Source organism: Paenarthrobacter sp. NPDC089988 (assembly GCF_044748465.1).
Lineage (GTDB): Bacteria > Actinomycetota > Actinomycetes > Actinomycetales > Micrococcaceae > Arthrobacter.
This window is the reverse complement of sequence record NZ_JBIVGD010000025.1, coordinates 1-13,582: the sequence shown is the minus strand read 5'-3', so window position 1 is coordinate 13,582 and position 13,582 is coordinate 1. Positions and strand designations below refer to the sequence as shown.

Genomic DNA, 13,582 nt, shown 5'->3' with positions numbered 1-13,582 from the left:
CGAGGGTTCAACCTGTGAGGATCGCAAATCTTCGGTTAAACTAACGAAAATAGGAGCCTCTTACTAGAATCCTGCCAATACTTGCTCGTGGTGATCCAAACTAGGCTTCCTTTCATGAACGCTAACCCCGCACCAGCAGCACCACAGGATCTGGAAAATGATGACCGAGTCATCGCCCCTGCCTATTGGTCAACGTCCGTCAGCCGGGTTACGGACTCCAAAGTATTTATCCGCGGTTATGACCTTGAGGAGATGATTGGAAAGCTGCCTTTCACGGCGGCATCCTTCCTGCTCTTGAAAGGACGTTTGCCCACTCCAACCGAAGCTGACCTTCTCGATGCCGTGCTCTCCGCCATTCTCGACTACTCGCTCCAGAAATCCGGCACGGTAGCAGCCCGGTACATTGCATCCGCCAACCCCAGCATGGCCGCGGCAGTTGCAGCGAGTGTTTTGGGCGTAGGCAAAAACACCATGGACCCGTCCGAAACAGCTGCGTTCTGCCTAGCCGCCTACGAGAGGTTGCAGGTCGAGGGAGTGCCTGCGAAGAAGCTCGCAGCAACCATCGTCGAGGAACTTAGGACCAAAAAGCAGCGTATCCCCGGGCTTGGCCACCCTGTGTTCCGATACGAGGATCCCAGGGCCCAGAAACTTAAGGAAAAGGCTGTCGAGGCCGGCATCTGGGGTCCCCGCGCGGAATTCTTTGAGGAGATCCACCGCGCATTCACGGCTCTGCCGGGCAAGGAATCCATCGTCCTCAACGACATCGGCATGATGGGACTGGTCCTGGTGGAGATGGGCTTCGGCCCGGAAGAAACCACCGGCATCGCCATCTTGTCAATGCTGCCCGGTGTGGTGGCCCACGTGGCCGAAGAACTCAACAGTGGCCGTCCGATCCGCACTGTGCCCGAAGGCACGGCCGAATACGACACGGCAATCAAGAATTTCGAACAGGATTGGAAGGGATTGGGATGGGTCGCAGGATAGCTATCACCGGGGCCGGAGCTGGAATTGGCCGTGCCATAGCAGCAGCATTCGCCGAGCAGGGCGATGTAGTACATGTTGGGGACATCTCCGAAGAACGCCTGGGCGAGCTCAAGGCTTCCATCAGCGGCGATGTGCATTTCACACAACTGGACGTTTCAGACTACAAGTCAATGCAAAGTTTCGTCCGCGAAGCGGCCGGTGAGGACGGTCTTGACGTCTTCGTGAACAACGCCGGGCTCTTCGATGGCTATGCAGGCATCGACGACACCACCCACGAGCTGTGGCAGCGGATCATCGACGTGAACCTCACCGGCTACTTCAACGGCTGCAAGGCTGCCCGGAAGGCCCTGAAGCCACAGGGCGGCAGGATCGTTAACATCGGATCTGTTGCCGGCCAGCATGGCTCTGCCGATGGTCTCGCCTATGCGGCGAGTAAGGCAGCGATCGAAGGCATGACACGACGCCTCGCTGTTGACCTCGGCCCGGACGGAATCACGGCCAACGTCGTTGCCCCAGGTGTAACTTCAACGAACATCCGGGCTAACTCCGGTGACCAGATCGGTCACCTTGTGGACATGAATCGTGGCGTCGGGGCGAGCCCGGAGAAGATGGACTTCCTCATTCCTCTCAAGAGGTCCGGCACCCCGGAGGAGGTCGCCAACTTGGTGGTGTTCCTCGCCAGTCCTTTGGCGTCGTACATTACTGGTCAGGTAATCCACGTCGACGGAGGTTGGCACGCCACCTAGGGTGCCACCAGGTAGGAAAGAAGATCATGCACTTGGACCAAGCGGACATCGTAGTCGTCGGTGGCGGTATTGCGGGACTCGCCACGGCCCATTCCTTGGCCAGGAGGGGCTATGACGTTGTTCTCGTCGAACAGCGCTTTCTTGCTTTCGGCGCATCAGGCCGGAACTCCGGCGGTGTCTGGCTGCAGTCCATGTCCGCCGGAGCCGAGCTGGATCTTGCCCGCCAAAGCCTCGGTCTTCTTCGAGGCCTTGAGGATGAGCTCGGACCTACCTTCGACTACGTCACTTCCGGCGGCGTCTTCTTCCACGAAACCGACGACCAGGAGCGCATCCTGGCGGACTTCGCCGCCGAACGCCGGGGGCTGCGCATAGCCACCGATTCCATCACCGCGGACGAGGCCCGAAAGCTGGCGCCCGGCATTCCAGAGACAGCTACGGGTGCACTCTTTTTCTCCGAGGACGCCAAGCTCAGCACGTCCAAGCTCGTCAAGGGCCTCGGGCAGAGCATCCGCAAGCGAGGTGTGCGGATTTATGAAAATACCGCCGCGCTGAGCCTGATCCGTTCCGGGGATACAGTTGTGGGTATCCGCACCGTCCGGGGCAATATCGTGGCCGGCGGAGTGGTCTGGTGCGCCGGGCCATGGGCCACCAACCTGGACTCTGAAGGAATCCATCTTCCCTTGGAACTTGTCCGGGTCGGCCTGCTGATGACCCAACCCATCCGGGAGGTTCTGCCAGCCATGACCAGGGGGCCGCGCGGAGCCCTGCATGTCGGACCACTGTGCGCTTTGCCGTCTTTTCAGGCGGATGTCTTTGCCCCCGCCACCGAACCTGGGAAACCCGGGTACGAAGATGTCGTGGTGCAGAACGGGGAGGGCAATCTGTTCGTAGGCCACACGCTGGACGCTGCCAACTCCTTGAACCCGCACATCACGATGGAAGCTTCCAGGTCGATGATTGACACAATTCTCCAGCGCCGACCGGAGTATGGGGAGTTGGGCGTCACCGGGCTTTGGGCGGGCATCGTGGGCTACACCCCGGACAAACTCCCCATCATTGATCACGTTGAAGGTTTGTATGTAAACACCGGGCACAGCGCGGGGGCGGCCACCGGACTTTACGGTGGCGAGTTGACGGCGCAGCTGGTTGCTGGCGAAGACCCGACGATTCCATTGGACTCGTTCTCCGCGCGGCGCCCGGGACTGAACACGGAAAGAAACCCACGATATGCACGCGAGACTGTCTGAACAGGACCAGTACTTTCTTGAGCGTATTACGCGCTTCGTCGACGAAGAAGTCATCCCGGCCGCCGACGCTCTTGATGCGGAGGGAACCTACCCCCACGATCTGGTCAAGCGTTTAAAGGAACTCGATTTCTTTGGCGCCAGCGGCAGGGCACTGCCCACGTATTGCCTGGCCTTGGAAGAACTGGCCAGAGGATGGCTGAGTCTCATCCCCGTGGTGAATGCCCACACATCGTCGGTATGGACCATCCGAAACTATGGCACCGACGCCCAAAAGTACCGGTGGCTGGAACGGCTCAAAACCGGGCAGTGGACGGCGTGCCTGGGGTTGACAGAGCCCCATGGTGGTTCCGATCTTCAGAACGTCTCGTCGACGGCCCGCCGGGTCAACGACGGTTGGGTCATCGACGCGCACAAAACCTTCATCACTCACTCCGAACACAGTGACGCCATGATGATTCTCCTAAGGACCGCCCAACGTAGCCCGGGAGTTCCAGGTCTGTCCCTGTTCATGGTCCAGCGGGAGGAATGGGAGGTTGTGCGTGCGCTGCCCAAGTTGGGTACCAAGGCCGTCGAAACCTGCGAAGTGCGCATAAGTGACCTGCGTGTCCCGCAGGACAGGCTCATCGGAGACGTGCCTGGCCATGGCTTTGGTCAAGTCATGGACGCCCTTGAAGTAGGCCGTCTGGCTGTCGCGGCGGCAGCGGTCGGTGTCGGCCGCAGCGCCCTTTGGAATGCCGTTGACTACGTCAAGCAGCGCGAAGCCTTCGGCAAGCTGGTAGGCGACCAGCCAGCTGTCCATGCCCAGCTCGCAGAAGTGGGCAATGCCCTCGCCGCGTCAAAGGCCCTGACCCTCGCGGCCGCGACTGCCAAGCAGTCCGGTGGGAGACGGGACCTGGAAACGTCGTCGGCGAAGGTGTTCGCCTCGGATACCGCTGTACGTGCCGCGCTCGTTGCCATGGAATTGGCAGGTGGGAACGGGTATCTCGAAGACCACCGGTTTGCCCGCATCCTCCGCGACGCCACCCTGTTTTTGGCTGGCGAAGGATCTAACGGTGTATTGAACGCACTGATCGGAAACAAGATCAGACAGGGAAGAAAAGACCTCTCATGGATCTAACTTCCGCGCAGGAGACAAGACTGGCTGAAGGGAACGCGGCATGCCACTGAAACTCCCCGAAGGGAAACGCCTTGCAGTGTCGGTCGGAGCCGACTTCGACGCCCACAGCGTATGGATGGGCTCATTCGGCTCAACGTCCCCGAGTTACCTTTCGAGGGGGGAGTTCGGTGCCGAAGTGGGAGTCCCTAGGTTGCTGGAGACCTTTCGACGCTACGGAATCAAGACAACCTGGTGCGTACCTACCCACACCATCCAGACCTTCCGGCAACAATGCGATGACATCTTGGTGGACGGACACGAAATCGCTGCCCACGGTGTCTACCACGAATACATTCCCAAGTTGGAGGCCGCGGAGGAGAGGCGGCTTATGGAACTGCAGCTCCAACAACACGAGCAGCTGCTTGGGCAGCGCCCGCGCGGCTACCGTTCGCCGGCCTGGGATTTTTCCGAGAACACACTCGGGCTGCTGGAGGAATTTGGCTTCACGTGGGACTCGTCCCTCATGGGACGGGACTTCGAGGTTTATAAGCCGCGCCCGGTCATCGCCCAGGACAGGGAAAAAGGCAACACGTTTGGGCAGCCCAGCCCCGTCCTCGAGATTCCCGTGTCCTGGTATCTCGACGACTTTCCGCCTTTGGAAAACCTGCCCCGCAGCGTTGGAATGGCCGCCACTGACGGTGTCCTGGCCCGCTGGACGGACCTGTTCGACTTCGCCTACGATCGCGTGCCTGGAGGGGTCTATACACTGACCCTTCATCCACAGACCATCGGCCGTGGCCATCACCTAATGATGCTCGAACGGTTCCTCGACCACCTCGCCGCTCGCGAGGGCGTCTGGTTTGCCTCGCTCAGCGACATCGCAGAATGCTGGCAAGACTAAACGCGGAAGGACTGAACCAGGCTGCCACGGCCTCACTCTGCGGAAAGCGATCACACATCGGTGAAACACAAAGGGAGCCTCCAGTGGGAGGCTCCCTTTGGCATTGGCGCTCTCAAGCGGGAATCGCTGCCACTACTTCGACTTCGATAAGGTGGTCTGCCTCCCAGAACCTCTGAACTTCAATGCCGACACTGGCCGGACGAACTCCGCCGAAGACCTCAGCGCGCAGTTCAGCCAGTTCGGCTATGGAATGAAGATTGGTGACATACATTGTCGTCTTAAGGACGTGTGAGAAGCTGCTGCCGGCTTCGTCGAGAATGTTCTTGATGTTGACGAAGACTTGCCGTGCCTGATCCACGATGTTGTCACCGACTGTCTTTCCGTCGGCATCGACGGGAAGCTGCCCGGTGGTGAAAAGTAGATTGCCGAAAACCACTGCCTGACTATAGTTCGTCCCGGTCGAGGCGTTCTTGTCCGAGTCAATTTCTATACGCAAGAGTATTCCTTCAGGAGAGCCGCGAAGGGTCCCGAATCCGGGCCGTCCATGCGGGGGATGTTTGCTTCTCTTTCATGGTCCCGCTTCGGCACCTGCAAGTCCCTAGGGACAATGACTAAATACCGCCGGTCTTTTCAGAAGTTTTCCAAAGGGCCATGATTTGCCGTGTTTGCCATATGTGAGCGGCATAACAATTCAGGAACGTGAGTTTGAGAGTTTTTCCAGTGATTTCAGCTGCAGCTTTTGCGTAATCTGGCATTTCTTGGCGGGTAGCAGCCCGCCACACTGCGGCTGATTGTGGATTCCCGTCCGGCATCCCTCTCACCCATCCGAGAAAGAGAGTCCCATGAAGATTCGCATGACAGCTGCTTGTGCAGCGATAGCTGCCGCGGCCACGCTGCTGTCTGGATGCTCCAGCAGTTCCGCCAACACTGCCCAGACCTCCTGCCAGCCTGATGCTACGTTCAAGACCATCACGCCTGGGACCTTGTCCATCGTCGGCCCGGACTATCCGCCATTGTTCACCTTTGAGAATCAGACACTCGGAGGTGTGGACGGAAAGATACTTCAGGGTTTCGCCGAAGCCAGCTGCCTCACGCCCGACACAAAGGTGCTGCCTGCGGCGTCAGTCATTGAAGGGCTCAAAAATGGTCAAGCCGACATCGCGGCCGGCGGGTGGTACCCCACCGAGGAACGCGCCAAGGTCGTCTCTCAAAGCGTGCCGGCGTACGGCGACCCCTCTGTGCTCGTAGGAAAGAACCCTTCCGGCAAACTCGAGGACTACGCCGGAAAGAAGGTTGGCACGACCCAGGGCTATCTGTGGGTCGATGACCTAGTGAATTGGGGCGGGGACAATGTAAAGCTCTACCAGTCCCCGGACGCCGTCTACCAGGACCTGGCCAACGGCCGCATTGACGTGGCGGTCATGGCCGTCAATGAGGCGGCCTTCCGCTTGGGCAAAGGCTCACAGTCCGGGCTGTCCTACGTCTCGTTTGAAAAGACAGACCTCGTCGAAGCTACGAAACACCCTGCTGTGACAAACTTCCCCCATGCCAAGGACAACCCGGACCTTACCAAGGCCATCAACGCCTACCTGGCAAAGATCCGCGAAAACGGTACGCTGGCAAAAATCCTGGAGGAATACGGAATCGATCCAAAGCAGGCCAACCCAGCCACCGAATAACGGACGGCCCCAGAGGACCGGCAGCAGCGTCGGCGTCTTCTGGAGCACCGCCGTCCCCAGCCGAACGGCGACAGCCGCCGGATCCCCTCGGATCCGGCGGCTGTCCTCGTTTGTAAGTGTAACTGCGGAGGGAATTCTCAGCTCTTAGGATGGGCAGCTTCGGGTTTGAAGCCGTTGGCTGTAACAATCCGCTCCAAGGTCCCGTCTTCCCGGTAAGTCTTGATTGCCAGGTTCAATGCTTCGCCCAGGGACGTGTTGGCCTTAACGTGCGGGAAGTTGGTTACCGCCGGCTGGTTGAACGCCTTGATGGCCGGATGCGGGTCCACAACTTCGTAGGTGAGCTTGGAGTTCATGGCTTTGATCCGGTACGACGCCGAGCTTACGGACAGAAGAGCGGTGTCTATCCGCCCGTTCTGAAGATCGGAGAATACTGCGTCGGCAGATTCATAGAGTTTCACTTTGTCCCCACCCCATGCCTGCAGATCGGAGACCCACAGGAATCCTTGGACCGTGCCGATGGTCTTTCCTTTGTATGACTCCAGGCTGCTCTGTGGGCTATTACCCACGAAGACGGCGGGGTTGTCGAAGGCGGGAGTTGTTTGGCCAATGACTTTGGCGCGTTCCTCGGTGGGGAACCACCCGCCGCCGGCGACGTCCGCTTGTCCGTTCTTAATGGCTTCGATGACCCCGGCAGAAGGAAGAATGGTCACCTCGGTTGTCAGGCACGCATCTTGGGCAAATTGCTTGTAAAACACGCCGTCAACGCCGCCGAGTTCATTGTTCTGGTACGTAAACATGGGTGGGTAGTCCGGCGCCGCGATTTTGAGCGTCCCGGCTGTGCTGGTTTCGGTTTTGAACTTGGGGACGCACTCCGGGGATTGTGCTGAGGTTGCTCCCGCGCAGGAGGTGAGCAGGGAAGCGACGAGTGCTCCCAGGAGAACAGTTGCGGTAGATGTGCGGGTAGAGAAATCACGCATGGGTGGATCCTTCTTTGATCGAGGCCAGGGGAACTGAGGTGGGGTTTCGCCGGAGCTGCCGTCCTCTGCTGAGCCTTTCGGCCAGGTTCGCCAGGGGTATGGAGACAATCGCATACAGGAGCGCAGCGAGTGAAAGGATCAACAGATAGGCAAAGTTTGTAGTCGCCAGAACGTAGGCCCTGCTCATCAGCTCAGGGACGGCGATGGCAAAGGCCAAGGAGGTGGCCTGGAAGTAGCTGATGGACCAACCAAGCAGCGGAGGGATGACGATTTTGACTGCCTGTGGGAGGACGACCTTGCTGAACGCCGTCCACGAGGACAATCCCAGGGCGGCGGCGGCTTCATGCTGGCCCTTGCCTACGGCTTCAAGGCCTGAGCGGAATACTTCGCTGACATAGCCGGCGAAGCTGAATCCCAAGGCAATAGCCGCTGCCGGGAAGGAGTCGATGATCACTCCGAACTCCGGGAACCCGAAGTACACCAGGTAGAGCAGGATGAGAGCAGGAACTCCGCGGGCAAATTCGACCACAGCGATGGCAGTGCCGCGCAGGATGCGGCTCTTTTGCCCCAGGCCAATAGCAAACAAGAGGCCGAGCGGCAGCCCCACTGCCAACAGCGACGCGGTGAGTCCCAGGCTCAAGGCGAGTCCCGGGAGAAGATCGACGAACAGTTTCATCCATGAGTCAGTCATGCTGCCACTCCCACCCGTCGTGCTGTCCACGGCCCGAGCCATCGGCCGAAGACGGCGATGGGTATGCTGATGATCAGGTACAGCGCGCCTGCGGCAAGAAAGACACCGAAGCTGTCGGCTTCCCTCCGGCTCAGCGCCAGAGCAAAAGCGGTGACTTCCTGGACGCCGATAACAGATGCGATCGCTGAGTCCTTCAGCAGGCCGATGAAGAATGCCACGGCGATAGGCACTACCGTCACTACTGCCTGCGGGATGATGATCTTTCGCAGGGTTACGGAAGAGGCTAGGCCCAGCGCGGAGGAGGCCTCCCGCTGTCCCGCGGGGACGGCCAGGAGTCCTGAGCGATAAATTTCAGCCAGGTAGCCGGCTGAGATCACCGAAAGGCCGAAGATGGCCGCGGTGAGGCTGTTCAGCTTAAGACCCAATTGTCCGAGGCCAAAGAAGATCACGAACAACCAGGCTATGGGTGGTATGCCACGGGCAACAGCGATAAAGCCACTCGACAGGAGCCGGGGCAGGGGATTTTTTGCTACCCGTGCCATCGCCAGCGGAAAGGCCAGGACGCCGCCAATGACAAAGCTGGCCACGGTGAGGATGAAGGTCGTTCCCAGACCCGTCCCGATGACCTGGAGCCAACGCAGGTACTCGTTCATCGCCCGATCACCGCCTCCAGGAACTTCTGCGTGCGGGCGTGTTGGGGTGTCCGCAGGAGTGCGCTCGGCGGACCGGACTCCAGGATCTGCCCGTCTGCCATAAAGACCACCCTGTCAGCGACGTCCTCCGCAAAGTGCATTTCGTGGGTGGCCACCATCATGGTCATTCCGCTCTGTGCCAGCTCCCTCATCACGTTCAGCACTTCCACACCGAGTTCTGGATCCAAGGCCGATGTCGGTTCGTCAAACAGCATCACTTCAGGGTCCAAGGCCAAGGCGCGGGCGATGGCGATTCTCTGCTGCTGACCGCCAGAGCAGTTGGCCGGCTTGTAGTCGGCCTTCGCCTCCAGACCGACCCGTTTGAGGAGCTCCATACCGCGTTCTTTTGAGTCCTTGCGTGAGCGGCCCAATGCGTGTATCTGGGCGAGTTCAATATTCTCCAGCGCTGTCAAATGAGGAAAGAGGTTAAATGACTGGAAACACATGCCTACCTTCCGGCGCAGCGCAAGGAGGTCGTTTCGACTTGAATTCGTGGTTGGACGACCGTCGATGAGAATTTCGCCGGATGACGGCTCCTGGAGATGGTTGAAAGTGCGTAGCAGCGTGCTTTTCCCCGAACCGCTGGGGCCGATGAGCGCGACAACCTCACCTGCAGATAGCTTCAGGTCCACATTGTTTACGGCTTTGTGTCCGTGGAAGTCAACGACAACTCCCCGAGCCTCCGCGGCGACTCTTCGATCACTTACGAGATCATGTTTGGAAGCACCATGACGGTCCTCAGCGGGTTCAGTAATATTCACAGCATGCTCATTTCTCAGTGACTCGGGTGCGGCGTACAAACTCGCCTCAACAGGTGATTAAGAACATACGAAATGAGCGGATTCGCAAGAATCGGAATACTAACGAAGTATTTGCCCCGGAATCAGAAGAATTTGCTTCGATTAGATTTCTGGCGGCCCACACCCGGGGACGAGCCCGGGGACATCTATCAGGGCAGCAGGAACCATGTTGGCCGGGGCCTCGCGCACTTCATAAGGAACGGGAGGCCCCGGTGCAGAAGGAACCAGAAAGGATGCCGCTGTGGCCTTCGAGGTAGCCGGCAGCGGCTTCTAGTCCGTTTCAGGGCCGAGGCAGTAGTGGCAGGGTTCTTCACAATCCGCAAAGGGGCCCTGCTCTTGGCGACGAACCGGGCGCATGTTCGGATTTCTGTTCTCCCGTTGCGAGGTGCGGATCCCGCTCATTCGGCTGCCATCCCCAGGAGGTTGACCGTGTAACCATCGCCTGAGTGGAACATGCGTCGTTCACCCAGAAGATCGATCAACCACACGGTTTCACCGTCTTCAGTAACGATGTCCACTACGCCCCTGAAAAGAGTTTCCCCATGGGAGACGAGCTCCGCGATTCGTCCGGCGAGTATCGTCGGCCACGGCAAGCTGGGCACGTTCTGTGCTTCCGTCACTGTTGGCCTCCCTCCGTCGGCAAGGCGATTCACCGCCCCGGTCCAGCACACATTCAATACTGACGGCGAAACAGGATAACCCCCATCGGAGATCTGCTGATTTAGGGCTCGCGGAATGGGGAGTATTCCAAGACCGTCCTCGGTAGGCCAGCAATGGTCGTAATTGGTCTGCTGCCGGGGCGGTTCGGGGTATGCCAGCGCCCGGGGTGACGGCCGCCGCCTTGCGCAGCCCGCACTCGTTCGTCGTGGACTTCCTTCGGACCGCCCGACTGCCTCGGAGGTGGAACTCAAACCTGTGGCCCAGCACGCGGTCCGGATCGCGGGTTCTTTGATGCACAACGCAGGCGCCTGGTCCATCCTGCCAGGCACCGATAATGCGGACATCTGCAGTCCAGTGAGCGGCGACCGCGTTAATGACGCGATCAGCCAGATCTGTGTCGCTCATCTGACCAGCTAACCATCGTTTAATGCGCGATTCTCGCGTCTAATGACATCTCCTCCGGAAAGCCGATAACGGATATTCCGTCAAGCTAGGTCTCTAGGTGATAGCCGCACTTCATTTTTAGCCATGGATCACAGCCAGAACGCGGTGACCGAAAGCCGCAACCTCATTGGCGTCGGGCGTGTCTGTAATGAATCCTGGATTAGTATCGTGATGGAACTTGCCTGCGAAGGTGTTGAGCTCCCGAAACTCCGGGAGATTCTTTCTCAGGGCATCGAACGGGCCCGGGGTGGGGGCCGATTCCATCTGAGTCAACACCGACCCTAGAGTTAGGTCTGTTGGCAGTTTCCCTGGAAACTTACGATGAAGGTAGCCTTCAAGCAGTGGTCGGAGCGCGACCGCGGTCTGCTTCACGTCCGCATGCTTGCCTTCCAGATATTCATCAACAACGCGGTAATGCGTGAAATAGGGAGTTTCGCATTCCTTGTCGAGATCAATCGAACCCAATGCGGAATAGGCATTGGCAACTCGAGTTACCTGAAGTGTCGATACTTTAAGGTTCTGGTTTTTCTTTACGAAGGCCTTACCGGCCTCGCGAAGGAAATTCGCGTCGTGAGCCAGCAGAATGAGCTGGGCGGACTCATCGGCGATTTGCGTCAAGAGATTTATGGTGTAATTTCGACGGGACCGATCCAAGCTGCTCACAGGATCGTCCACAACAATAATATGTTTGCCGAGGTTCGGGTCTGAAAGTGTGGAGGCGATAAAGAATGCAAAGGCTAGCGTCCTTCGATCCCCTTCGCTTAGCGCGGTAGCAAAAGAGGGGTTTCCGTTCAGCCTTACGGAACGGCCCCGAAGCAAGATGCCATAATCCGTCCGCGGTTTGCTGCCGGTGTAATTCGTCTTTATAGCGTCAATTCTGAATGATGCGCCCAGATTCCCTAAGTGTCGATTTATTTCTAAATGATACTGATCTAAGGTCGTGGACATCAGCGCGGATAGATCGGCGCGAGCCTTCTTCTTTCGTTCCTCAGCCTCCTTCAGTGCATTTTCTGCCTCAGCAAGCTTGGTGAGGAGCGATGTGACAGCAGGGGAGTGGCGTATCTGGGATAGCTCAAGTAGTGAGATGGATTTCTGCAGTTCCTCAGCGTCTTCATTGTGGAGCTTGGACTTATAATCAATGATGATTTCGTGATAATCATTAAGATCCACGTTGCAGCCTTCCACTGCTCCTTGGATTTCTCCCCATAATCTCATCGCTTCCTGATACTCTTCAGGAGCTCCCACGGATTCCGCGGGGGCCAACGACTTCTGAGTTATTAGTCTATCCAGGAGAGCTGCAAGGCTGGCTAGAGAGGTAATTATCAAATCGTCTTGATCTGCCGAAAGCTTTTCGATTGTGACGTATTCCGACCAAACTTGGAGTTGTTCGTTTGCGTGTGCACGATGGTCAATAATAGTTTTGGCAATTGACTCCCGGGTCTTCTCAGCTATAAGGGCAGCAGTGGAGGCGACCTTTTTCTTGAGGGACTGGTAAGCCTCGTTGAAGTGGCGCCGATACATCTGGACTAGAGCCACGCCGTTCGTAGTCTGCCCGCAATAGGGGCAGCTATTTCCGTTATCGAGACCTTGGCCTTGGCTCAGCCATGATGCCGCGCTAGTGTCACCCAAGGCTTTAAGATGTTTCTCGATGTGCTCCTCAGCGTCGTCATGAATGCTTTCCAGAGTGCTTCGAAGGCATGAGAATATGTGCTCGATGTCGAGATCGGGCACAGGCATTGGGCTAGGCACATTCAGCGCAGTGATAGCGCCCGCACGCCGCGCCTCCGTGCGTCGTTTCACCAAGGACGCGATTTGGTTGTCTGCGTCACTGACAGGATTCAGCGCTCGAAAGGCCGCAAGTGAATAACCGCGCGTATAGGGTGAAAGTTGCTGACTGAAAGCATTGATGGCTGCTGTGGCGGTGCGCTGGTCCTCAACGGCAGCTTGTTCCTTCTTTAGAGAAGCCACTGCTCGATCGCCTATAGCGAAGTCGAGCAAGTTCTTTCGATGCTCCGGACTGATCTGACCGCCTGAATGAACATTTTGTTCGATAAAAGACGTGTCGAAGATCTTGATTTCAGGCCGAGCTTCAGTCCAGGTGCCGTTTTCGAACTTCACCCTATGCCCAGCTAGGAATTGCAGGGTGACGGCAGGGTCCACCTTGCCATCGACGGTCCGACGTTCGTTGAGGATCGAAGGTTCGTTCTCGGCGACAGACCTCAGAATACTCGCTAAGGTTGACTTGCCGCGGCCGTTGTCTGCATAGATGAGAGTCGCTTCCTCGAGCTTATGCTGAGCTGCGGATACTTGGTGGAACAGGCCGACACCATGTATTTGCTCGATTCTGCAGAGCACTTCTCCCCCTATTTAGTTGGACCTACAATCATTGTGTCTCACGCCCGGCGATTTGTGAGTACGACGCGCCCCGGCAATGAGGAGGCTCATAACCTTCTCCACCTCCTGCACGATTTGTCTCATAAACCAAGGGCTGACATCCGGAAGCAGCGGGAACCGGCAGAAATGACGCTGCCGGAGCACCGAAGTGATGCATCTGCTGCAATACACAGGGGTTTACTGGTAACGATGCATATTCGTTTGGGTACTAATCTCCTCTGACAAGACCTACCGCGACGCTGCATTTACCGTGGTTCACGGGGCTTTGCGA

General features: G+C 58.0%; 13 protein-coding genes. 6 read left to right on the top strand and 7 right to left on the bottom strand.

Annotated elements, in window-relative coordinates; all coding sequences use genetic code 11:
- Positions 1 to 114 precede the first annotated feature (114 nt).
- From ACIPV6_RS21245 to ACIPV6_RS21225, 5 genes are read left to right on the top strand one after another with little or no spacing between them, the layout of a single operon-like run.
- Positions 115 to 984 carry a citryl-CoA lyase gene (locus ACIPV6_RS21245; protein WP_400272804.1) on the top strand — a complete coding sequence of 290 codons (870 nt, stop codon included), beginning with the start codon at positions 115 to 117 and terminating at the stop codon, positions 982 to 984.
- A complete protein-coding gene (locus tag ACIPV6_RS21240; protein ID WP_400272803.1) occupies positions 969 to 1,730 on the top strand; it encodes an SDR family NAD(P)-dependent oxidoreductase in 762 nt (253 codons plus the stop codon). Before ACIPV6_RS21245 ends, ACIPV6_RS21240 begins: the two co-directional genes overlap by 16 nt.
- A 26-nt stretch (positions 1,731 to 1,756) precedes the next feature.
- Positions 1,757 to 2,977: an NAD(P)/FAD-dependent oxidoreductase gene (locus tag ACIPV6_RS21235; RefSeq protein ID WP_400272802.1), complete on the top strand. Its 1,221-nt coding sequence runs from the start codon at positions 1,757 to 1,759 to the stop codon at positions 2,975 to 2,977.
- The gene (locus tag ACIPV6_RS21230) at positions 2,958 to 4,094 is read left to right on the top strand and encodes an acyl-CoA dehydrogenase family protein (protein ID WP_400272801.1); all 1,137 of its coding nucleotides are present in this window, start codon (positions 2,958 to 2,960) and stop codon (positions 4,092 to 4,094) included. Before ACIPV6_RS21235 ends, ACIPV6_RS21230 begins: the two co-directional genes overlap by 20 nt.
- 40 nt (positions 4,095 to 4,134) lie before the next feature.
- Positions 4,135 to 4,974, top strand: coding sequence for a polysaccharide deacetylase (locus tag ACIPV6_RS21225; protein ID WP_400272800.1), 840 nt, complete (start codon positions 4,135 to 4,137; stop codon positions 4,972 to 4,974).
- A gap of 112 nt (positions 4,975 to 5,086) precedes the next feature.
- Here ACIPV6_RS21225 and ACIPV6_RS21220 read toward each other — a convergent pair whose 3' ends face one another.
- Positions 5,087 to 5,470, bottom strand: a complete 384-nt coding sequence (locus ACIPV6_RS21220) for a RidA family protein (RefSeq protein WP_400272799.1) — start codon at positions 5,468 to 5,470, stop codon at positions 5,087 to 5,089.
- A 346-nt stretch (positions 5,471 to 5,816) separates the two neighbouring features.
- Between ACIPV6_RS21220 and ACIPV6_RS21215 the strand changes: the two genes are divergently transcribed.
- Complete coding sequence (locus ACIPV6_RS21215) at positions 5,817 to 6,653, top strand: substrate-binding periplasmic protein (protein WP_400272798.1); 837 nt, start codon at positions 5,817 to 5,819, stop codon at positions 6,651 to 6,653.
- Between the two features lie 137 nt (positions 6,654 to 6,790).
- On the opposite strand, the gene ACIPV6_RS21210 is transcribed toward ACIPV6_RS21215, so the two are convergent.
- From ACIPV6_RS21210 to ACIPV6_RS21185, 6 genes are all read right to left on the bottom strand, one after another.
- Positions 6,791 to 7,630, bottom strand: a complete 840-nt coding sequence (locus ACIPV6_RS21210) for a substrate-binding periplasmic protein (protein ID WP_400272797.1) — start codon at positions 7,628 to 7,630, stop codon at positions 6,791 to 6,793.
- Positions 7,623 to 8,321: an amino acid ABC transporter permease gene (locus tag ACIPV6_RS21205; protein ID WP_400272796.1), complete on the bottom strand. Its 699-nt coding sequence runs from the start codon at positions 8,319 to 8,321 to the stop codon at positions 7,623 to 7,625. Before ACIPV6_RS21205 ends, ACIPV6_RS21210 begins: the two co-directional genes overlap by 8 nt.
- Positions 8,318 to 8,974: an amino acid ABC transporter permease gene (locus ACIPV6_RS21200; protein ID WP_400272795.1), complete on the bottom strand. Its 657-nt coding sequence runs from the start codon at positions 8,972 to 8,974 to the stop codon at positions 8,318 to 8,320. The genes ACIPV6_RS21205 and ACIPV6_RS21200 overlap by 4 nt, the downstream gene beginning before the upstream one ends.
- Positions 8,971 to 9,768 carry an amino acid ABC transporter ATP-binding protein gene (locus ACIPV6_RS21195; protein ID WP_400272838.1) on the bottom strand — a complete coding sequence of 266 codons (798 nt, stop codon included), beginning with the start codon at positions 9,766 to 9,768 and terminating at the stop codon, positions 8,971 to 8,973. The genes ACIPV6_RS21200 and ACIPV6_RS21195 overlap by 4 nt, the downstream gene beginning before the upstream one ends.
- A 443-nt stretch (positions 9,769 to 10,211) precedes the next feature.
- On the bottom strand, positions 10,212 to 10,433 hold the full coding sequence (locus tag ACIPV6_RS21190; protein WP_400272794.1) for a hypothetical protein: 222 nt from the start codon (positions 10,431 to 10,433) through the stop codon (positions 10,212 to 10,214).
- Between the two features lie 562 nt (positions 10,434 to 10,995).
- Positions 10,996 to 13,272, bottom strand: coding sequence for an AAA family ATPase (locus ACIPV6_RS21185; protein ID WP_400272793.1), 2,277 nt, complete (start codon positions 13,270 to 13,272; stop codon positions 10,996 to 10,998).
- Between the last annotated feature and the right edge of the window lie 310 nt (positions 13,273 to 13,582).

What these genes read in the sequence shown, in the direction of transcription:
- ACIPV6_RS21230 (WP_400272801.1), top strand. Translation starts at nt 2,958, where the DNA reads ATGCACGCGAGACTGTCTGAACAGGACCAGTACTTTCTTGAGCGTATT.
- ACIPV6_RS21205 (WP_400272796.1), bottom strand. Translation starts at nt 8,321, where the DNA reads ATGACTGACTCATGGATGAAACTGTTCGTCGATCTTCTCCCGGGACTC.
- ACIPV6_RS21200 (WP_400272795.1), bottom strand. Translation starts at nt 8,974, where the DNA reads ATGAACGAGTACCTGCGTTGGCTCCAGGTCATCGGGACGGGTCTGGGA.
- ACIPV6_RS21235 (WP_400272802.1), top strand. Translation starts at nt 1,757, where the DNA reads ATGCACTTGGACCAAGCGGACATCGTAGTCGTCGGTGGCGGTATTGCG.
- ACIPV6_RS21210 (WP_400272797.1), bottom strand. Translation starts at nt 7,630, where the DNA reads ATGCGTGATTTCTCTACCCGCACATCTACCGCAACTGTTCTCCTGGGA.
- ACIPV6_RS21240 (WP_400272803.1), top strand. Translation starts at nt 969, where the DNA reads ATGGGTCGCAGGATAGCTATCACCGGGGCCGGAGCTGGAATTGGCCGT.
- ACIPV6_RS21225 (WP_400272800.1), top strand. Translation starts at nt 4,135, where the DNA reads ATGCCACTGAAACTCCCCGAAGGGAAACGCCTTGCAGTGTCGGTCGGA.
- ACIPV6_RS21215 (WP_400272798.1), top strand. Translation starts at nt 5,817, where the DNA reads ATGAAGATTCGCATGACAGCTGCTTGTGCAGCGATAGCTGCCGCGGCC.
- ACIPV6_RS21245 (WP_400272804.1), top strand. Translation starts at nt 115, where the DNA reads ATGAACGCTAACCCCGCACCAGCAGCACCACAGGATCTGGAAAATGAT.